This is a genomic window from Thiocapsa sp. (assembly GCF_011390875.1).
Lineage (GTDB): Bacteria > Pseudomonadota > Gammaproteobacteria > Chromatiales > Chromatiaceae > Thiocapsa.
Map to the genome: position 1 here is coordinate 1 of NZ_JAABRP010000180.1, position 6,184 is coordinate 6,184.

A 6,184-nucleotide genomic window follows, 5' to 3' on the forward strand; every position below is an offset into this window, starting at 1 on the left:
GCCGGTCCGAAGACCTCCCCTCGAAAGCTATGCGCGATCATGATGTGGTCGCGAACACAGACGCTGTACATAGTGTCTCCTGCCCCGGTTTTTGTACACGCAGAAAGGATACCGGATGCACTGCATAAGCACATCTCCCGGATCCGTCGCCAGACGCGCCTGCACTGCGGGCAGATCATCGAACGCATCCTCGCCGCTGATCAGGGCATCAAGCGCCGGATCGGCGAGCAGTGACAGCGCAAGACCCAGGCGCCGACGATAGTCCCAACGCGCACGCTGTGCCGTCGCGACCTGGCCGACTTGGGAGGAGCGCAAGGTCAGGCGGCGCCGGTGGAAGGCCGCGCCGAGCGGCAGGGTGACGTGCCTGGCGCCGTACCAACTCAGCTCCAGGACGGTCGCCTCGAAGGCGGCGAGCGCAAGCGCCTGCTCCAAGCCCGCCGATGAACCGCTCGCATGGATGACGAGGTCGGCATCGCCCCGCGCGTCCGCGGGCAACGCAAAGTCAACCCCGAATCGCTCGGCGATCTCGGCACGGCACGGGTTGATGTCGATCAGCTCGACCCGGCAGCCCGGGATACGCGCAGCCAACCAAGCGCAGAGCACGCCGACCGACCCGGCGCCGATGACGGCGATGCGATCGCCGATCCGGGGTGTGGCATCCCAGAGCCCGTTGACGGCGGTCTCGAGATTCGCCGCCAAGACGGCGCGCGCCGGCGGGACCGCGTCGGGAATCCGATGCAGGGCCTCGACCGGGACGCAATAGGCACTCTGGTGCGGATAGAGACAGAAGACCGTCTGCCCGATCCAATCCGGCGGACCGGCCTCGACACGGCCGACATTGCAGTAACCGTATTTGACCGGCCAGGGAAAGTCGCCGGCCTGAAAAGGTGCGCGCATCCCGGCGTATTCGCTCGGCGGCACATCGCCGCGCAACACCAGCGCCTCGGTCCCGCGGCTGATGCCGGTGTAGAGGGTCCGCACCAGTGCCTCGCCCGGACCGGGCGGCGCAAGCGGCTCGTCGCGCAGCTCGCCTTGCAGCGGGCCGGTGACCCAGTAGGCACGGGCGAACATCGGGGCGTCGCGCTCCGAGTGCGTCGGGGACGATCGGCTTGCGTTCCTAATCGACTCGCCGGGCATAGATGTCTCCCGAGTTTGCGGTGTGCGGCAACGCATCGAGCCAGCGGCCCATCGCGGCGGCGTCCACCCAGACGTCATGGACAAAGACATGAGACTCGCCGAGAACGGCGTTGAAGCGCACATAGCCCAGTCTCGAACACTCGGCCAAGGCGCTGTGCCCTATGTCCTTCTGAATCGTCGTGAATTCGAACGACAAGGCATCGACCGGCCTGGTCAAACCGCCGAGGACCTCAGCCTCGTATCCCTCGACATCGATCTTGACGAAGCGCGGCCTGCCGTGGCGCTCGATCAGATCGTCCAAGCGCGTACAGGCGACCTCGATCGCATCGTCCCAATGCTGCCCTTCCCAACCCGGAGCCTGCCGCGCCGCCGAGATGAAGCCGGTCGAGAGAGTGCTCACCGTCGGATTCGAGCGATTCAGGCGCAGATCCGCCAGACCGGGCTCACGTCCTACCGCCGTTGCCTCGATCCGCACCGCCGGATCTCGCCCGTAGAGCAAGCGCAGCGTGCGCAGCAATGCCGGTTGCGGCTCGACAGCCAGCACACGAGCGCCGATCCGCCGAAAGCAGCCGATGCGATCGCCGACATGACTGCCGATGTCGAAGGCCAGATCGCCGGGGGCGAGAAAGGCACGATAGAAGGCGTCCATGCGCGCACGACGCCGATGCAGATAGTAGATCCCGAGCGATCGCACCACGCCGAGGACGGTCCGCAGACCATCATCACGCCCGGCGATTTTGCGATCAGTCGCCACCGATGGAATCCGCGGCCACCTGATCCGTGGCCGGAACATACCCGCGCTGCCTGGCGCTCGCGGGCAGCCCGAGCGAGCGGATCAAGTCCGGCGGATCGACCTCCTCCGGGATTCGCCAAAGACCGATCCGCGCGAGCCAGGCGCCGAAGTCCGGCCAGGCGGTCAGTACGGCGATCGGTACGGCGAGTAAGGCCCCGACGATGAAGGGCGACACCAGAACCGCCCCGCCAGCCTCGGTCGAGATCAACCAGAGCATCGCCGCGAGCCCGAAGAGCGTCTGCGGCCAGAGTCGCCGCAATGCGTGCATTACCTTCAGTCGATGGGTGTCCCGGCGCTGGGGCGACCAGACAATCGCCTTGCCGAACAGCAGCCCGCCCATGAAGAGCGTGTGTGCCAAGGCCATGACGGGCGCGATCAGGGTCGAGAAGAGGATCTCGCCGAAGGCGCCGGCCACAAGGCGCAGACCGCCGCCGAAGTCGGCGCGCCCCTGGCGGGACAGGAGCAGACTTCCCAATGTCGCGAGCTTGGGCGCAAAGACCATCGACATGACGAGCGCGAAAATCGACCAGCCGAAGATCGGATCGAACATGGGGCCGGATTCGGGCACGCGCCCGATCTGCAAGGCCGCGAGCGTCATGAACAGGACCCAGGCCGGCGAGCCGATGAACATGAGGATTGCCAAGACCAGCTGAACCCGTCCGATCGGGTGTAGACCCGGAGTCCCGAGCAGGCGCAGGTACTGAAGGTTGCCCTGGCACCAGCGTAGGTCGCGCCGCACGAACTCGACCAGGGTAGGCGGGTTCTCCTCCCAGCTTCCGCGCTCGAGGGGCAGCACCCGCACCGCGTAGCCGGCACGGCGCATGAGGACGGCCTCGACCTGATCGTGACTCAAGATCCAACCGCCGAGCGGCGGGCAACCCGGCAGCCGCTCGAGTCGACAATGCGCGCGAAAGGGCTCGACGCGCAGCAGTGCGTTGTGTCCCCAGTAGGGCCCGCTGTCGCCCTGCCACCAGGCACTCCCGAGCGAATAGGAGCGCATTCCGAGGCGCATCCCGAACTGAAAGATCCGAGCAAACGCGCTCGTCGAGGGCAACCCGACAACCAGGCTCTGCAAAATACCCAGACGCGGGTTGCGCTGCATGATGCCGACCATGCTCAAAATCGTTTCCGGGGCCATCAGGCTATCGGCATCCAAGACCAGTGCGAAATCGAAGTCGTCACCCCAACGCGTCATGAAGTCCTGAATGTTTCCCGCTTTGAATCCGGGGTTGTCGAGGCGGCGTCGATACCGGATGCTCACTTGGGGCGACCAGCGCTCCCGCAAGCGCTTGACGCCTGCCTCCTCGGCCTCGATACACTCCGACCAGGTCGAGTCGCTGAGAACGAAGATCTCAAATGCCTGTCCATAGCCGGACTGCTGAAGACCCTGGATCATGAGATCGAGGTGACGCACGACCCGATCGGCATCCTCATTGCGGATACAGCTCAGGATGGCGGTCTTGGCGGTGAGCGCGTGCGGTGGGTCGCCTTCGAGCGGACAGACGACGGCGGCCGGATTGCGATGGCGACGCATCAGAGCGAAGCCGATGACGGCGTTCCAAAAGCCGATAACGGTCCAAGGTAAGGTCAAGCCGAAACACAGAGTAAGCAGCGCATCGAGAAGGTCGAAGCCGCCGCTCGACAGGGTGGCGATCATGAGGGCAATCGCGAATGCGATCGTGGCGATGACCGAAAAGAAGAATATGGCGCGGCGGCGCGACATCACCGCATCATCGGCTTGCACCCGATTGGGTTCCGTGTCCTGCGCAGGGGTCGAGGCGGGATCCGTCAACATCCGATACTCCAAAAAGGTCAACGCCACATCTGCGGTCAGGGCGTCTATTCGGACCGGTCTTACGGAATTCAGACCGCGACCGCATGTCGGCTCGGACAACGAGACTCCTCGCCTGCGGGCTAGGTCGGTGCGAAGACGAGGAAGTCAAGAAACGACCGATCGGCGTGCCCTTCGAGCTTCATCGCGCTATCCTTGACCTGAATTGACCAATCGCAATGTCCCGGGCTTGGCCGGGACCCCGGCAAAGAACCAGACGCTATGAGCCAGATGCAACGACGGGGTTTGCCCCACGCCTTCTCCCTTTCCATCAAGGCCCTGGTTGCCTGCGCGATGCTTCTGACCCTCACGGGTTGTACGGAGCTGGCGCGCTTCATCGGCAAGGCCGACCCGAAGCCGGAAGAGGCGGTCGTCGCCGAGGAGGCGACCGCCCAGCCGGTGGACGATCGGGTCGAAGGGCCTGTCGAGACGCCGAAACCCTCCAAGCTCTACGAGTGGAACGGCGACGGGCGCAAGGTCTCGCGCATCGTCATCGATACCGACAAGCAACGGGCAAGCTTCTTCGTCGGCGAAGACGAAATCGGCTGGAGCACCGTCGCCAGCGGTCTGCCCAAGCACCCCACGCCGACCGGCCAATTCGCCGTTATGGAGAAGGTCGAGAACAAACGCTCGAACCTCTACGGTAAGGTCGTGAAAAACGGCAAGGTCGTCCGCTCGAACGCCAAGGCGGGCCGCGACCCCATCCCGAGCGGCGCGCGCTTTGAGGGCGCCCACATGCCCTATTTCATGCGCCTGACCTATGACGGAATCGGTCTGCATGCCGGACCCATACCGCGTCCCGGTCAACCGGCTTCGCACGGCTGCATCCGTCTGCCCAGTACGCTAGCCCCGGTCCTCTTCCAGCACGTCTCGCACGGCACGCAGGTCACGATCGTCGGATCCGGACCGAGCTACGGCAACTACGTCGAAAAACAGCGCATTGCAGCCGAGCGCGCGAAACGCGAGGCCGAGCAGCGGCGTATCGCCCAGGCCAATGCAGCAGAAGCGGCGGCGACCAGCTCCGAGGTCACGCCCGCCGCTGCGAGCACCGCGCCGGCAACGCCGCGCCCGCGTGCCGGCTCGGGCCAGACCGAGCAGGCAGCGTCCGCGCCCGCCGAGCCGTCTCCCGATGCGGGTGCGCCGGCTACCGAACCAGCCAGCGCGGTACCGGCATCTACGCCGGAAGCCTCGACCGCGTCTGCCGCACCCCGGGACCCGAGCCCGACATCCGGCTCCACGGCGGCCGAGGTCCCACCGGCAACGCCGGTCGCCACTGCACCGGCCGCGGCGTTGGTCTCGACCGAGAATACACCTCAAACCGTCGCAGAACCGGTTGCCGCGCCTGAGCAAACACGCGCCGAACCCAGCGAGGCTGCGCCGCCCGAAGCGACGACAACGGCGGCGGCGGAAACGCCACGACCGGCCGATGTCGCCGTCCCGCCGGCACAGTCGGCGGCACCGACAGCGACACAGGTACCGACGCAGGCACCGGCGCAGGCAGCCCCGGCGGCAGCCGCGGAGTCGGATCCGGCACCGGCGGCCGAGGCACCGCAGAGTCCGCCCCCAAGCGGCAGCGCTGCGTCACCGGCTCCCGCGCCTGCCGCACCCGCTGCGCCGCCGGCCCAAGCGCAGCAGGCGCCGGCTGCCGCGGCACCGGGGAGCGACGGTTGAGTCTCGCTTCGGACGAATTCGATCTCGACCCGACCCTCTGCCACCTGAATCACGCGGCCGTCGGACCTTGGCCGCGGCGAGCGTCCGAGGCCGTCGCGCGGTTCGCCGAGGAGAACAGGCGGCTTGGGTCGCTGGATTATCCGCAGTGGCTCGCGACCGAGCGTCGCCTGCGCGAGCGCCTGGCGCGTCTCGTCGGGGCCGAGTCGGCGGCGGACATCGCGCTGGCGAAAAACACCTCCGAGGCACTCTCGATCATTGCCTACGGTTTGACGTGGCAACCCGGCGACGAGATCGTCGGGGTGGCGCAGGAGTTTCCATCCAATCGGGTCGTTTGGGAATCGCTGGCGCCTCGAGGGGTCGCCTGGACAGCACTCGATCTGGATGGATCGGCCGATCCCGAGGCCGAGCTCTTCGCGCTCTGCACCCCGCGCACCCGAATGATCGCCGTTAGTTGGGTGCAATATGCACGCGGTCTACGGCTGGACTTGGAGCGTATCGGCGCCTTCTGCCGCTCCAACGGCATTCTCTTCTGTGTCGACGCCATCCAGGGCCTCGGCGCGCTCCCCTTCGAGCTCTCGCGCACCGAGGCGGACTTCGTCGTCGCCGACGGACACAAATGGATGCTGGGTCCGGAGGGCGTCGCACTGCTCTATGTTCGCCCCTCGCTGCGGCACACGCTGACCCTACGCCAGTTCGGATGGCATATGCTGGAGCACTCGGGCGACTTCGACCGCCGGGACTGGCAGCCCGCC

The 6,184-nt window shown here is 66.5% G+C and carries 5 protein-coding genes; 2 read left to right on the forward strand and 3 right to left on the reverse strand.

Annotated elements, in window-relative coordinates; genetic code table 11:
• Positions 1–27 precede the first annotated feature (27 nt).
• From GPT33_RS14220 to mdoH, 3 genes are read right to left on the reverse strand one after another with little or no spacing between them, the layout of a single operon-like run.
• A complete protein-coding gene (locus GPT33_RS14220; protein ID WP_296810036.1) occupies positions 28–1,071 on the reverse strand; it encodes a dehydrogenase in 1,044 nt (347 codons plus the stop codon).
• A gap of 46 nt (positions 1,072–1,117) precedes the next feature.
• Positions 1,118–1,891: an FkbM family methyltransferase gene (locus tag GPT33_RS14225; protein ID WP_296810038.1), complete on the reverse strand. Its 774-nt coding sequence runs from the start codon at positions 1,889–1,891 to the stop codon at positions 1,118–1,120.
• Positions 1,881–3,725, reverse strand: coding sequence for a glucans biosynthesis glucosyltransferase MdoH (gene mdoH, locus GPT33_RS14230; protein ID WP_296810040.1), 1,845 nt, complete (start codon positions 3,723–3,725; stop codon positions 1,881–1,883). Before mdoH ends, GPT33_RS14225 begins: the two co-directional genes overlap by 11 nt.
• A 258-nt stretch (positions 3,726–3,983) precedes the next feature.
• On the opposite strand from mdoH, the gene GPT33_RS14235 reads away from it, so the two are divergent.
• Together GPT33_RS14235 and GPT33_RS14240 are read left to right on the forward strand one after the other, a co-directional pair.
• Positions 3,984–5,432 carry a L,D-transpeptidase family protein gene (locus tag GPT33_RS14235; RefSeq protein ID WP_296810041.1) on the forward strand — a complete coding sequence of 483 codons (1,449 nt, stop codon included), beginning with the start codon at positions 3,984–3,986 and terminating at the stop codon, positions 5,430–5,432.
• Positions 5,429–6,184, forward strand: a 756-nt coding sequence (locus GPT33_RS14240; protein WP_296810042.1) for an aminotransferase class V-fold PLP-dependent enzyme, incomplete at its 3' end; no start/stop codon positions are given. The genes GPT33_RS14235 and GPT33_RS14240, both read left to right, overlap by 4 nt.

What these genes read in the sequence shown, in the direction of transcription:
- GPT33_RS14220 (WP_296810036.1), bottom strand. Translation starts at nt 1,071, where the DNA reads ATGTTCGCCCGTGCCTACTGGGTCACCGGCCCGCTGCAAGGCGAGCTG.
- GPT33_RS14235 (WP_296810041.1), top strand. Translation starts at nt 3,984, where the DNA reads ATGAGCCAGATGCAACGACGGGGTTTGCCCCACGCCTTCTCCCTTTCC.
- mdoH (WP_296810040.1), bottom strand. Translation starts at nt 3,725, where the DNA reads ATGTTGACGGATCCCGCCTCGACCCCTGCGCAGGACACGGAACCCAAT.